The 821-nt window shown below is 70.9% G+C and carries 1 protein-coding gene; it reads right to left on the minus strand.

Going from position 1 to position 821, the window contains the following annotated elements; genetic code table 11:
- Positions 1-264 precede the first annotated feature (264 nt).
- On the minus strand, positions 265-606 hold the full coding sequence (locus CCN51_RS49880) for a hypothetical protein (protein WP_014179478.1): 342 nt from the start codon (positions 604-606) through the stop codon (positions 265-267).
- Between the last annotated feature and the right edge of the window lie 215 nt (positions 607-821).

The raw sequence follows: 821 nt of genomic DNA on the forward strand, positions 1-821 counted from the left end.
GCAGGTCAGGCCCTCAGTCGTATCAGCAGCCGCGTCACCCCTCCGGGGCCGGATGTCGTACGACCTGCTTCACCGCGGCCTCGATCTGCCCGCGCGGTGTGCCCGTCTCCTGGGCGTGCGCGGTCACCGCCGCCTGGATCTCGACGGCGGCCTCGTACCANNCGCCGTCGAGCCCGGTGAGCTTGGCGCGCTCGGCGTCCGCGTTCTGCTGGAGGGTGATGAGTCTGTCGGGGATATCCACGCGTTGGATCATATGTCCGATGCTCAGGATCTCCAGCGGTGGTGGCGGCGGGTCTCGCCGGGCCCTTCGCCCTTCTCGCCCTTCGCGCTCTTCTCGCCGTGTTCCTTCCCCCGGCTCCGTCCGGACAGCCGCCACGACGTCCAGGTGAACTTGTCGCCGCCCACCCAGCGGACGACGTCCGGGTCGTCGAGGTCGGCGTCCTCCATGCCGATCACACGGGCGATCTCGATCACATCCAGGACCGAATGCGCCTTGCCGATCACCTCCCCGGCGACCTCGATCAGACGGAACGGAGGGTCGTTCGGCTGCACCCCGAGCACCACGATCGGCGGCAGGTGGACACGTGGGCTCTCGCTCTCGGTCATATGTCCACGCTGCGGCCCCCGCCGCGCCTTTGCACCTCGAACCGTCCCGGTCGGCCGTCGCCGGTTCGGCTGCCCTCCGGTCGCCCTGCCCCGGGCGCCCGCTCAGGATGGCCGCAGGGGCACGGCGGCCGGGACGGGTGCGATGGACGACGAGGCGATACGCGACGACAGACGTGGCGGACGCAGACTGGGGCGCAGGGGCTTCCTCGGGGCGG

It is taken from the genome of Streptomyces milbemycinicus, assembly GCF_002154605.1.
In the GTDB taxonomy this organism is placed as follows: Bacteria; Actinomycetota; Actinomycetes; order Streptomycetales; family Streptomycetaceae; genus Streptomyces; species Streptomyces milbemycinicus.

What these genes read in the sequence shown, in the direction of transcription:
- CCN51_RS49880 (WP_014179478.1), bottom strand. Translation starts at nt 606, where the DNA reads ATGACCGAGAGCGAGAGCCCACGTGTCCACCTGCCGCCGATCGTGGTG.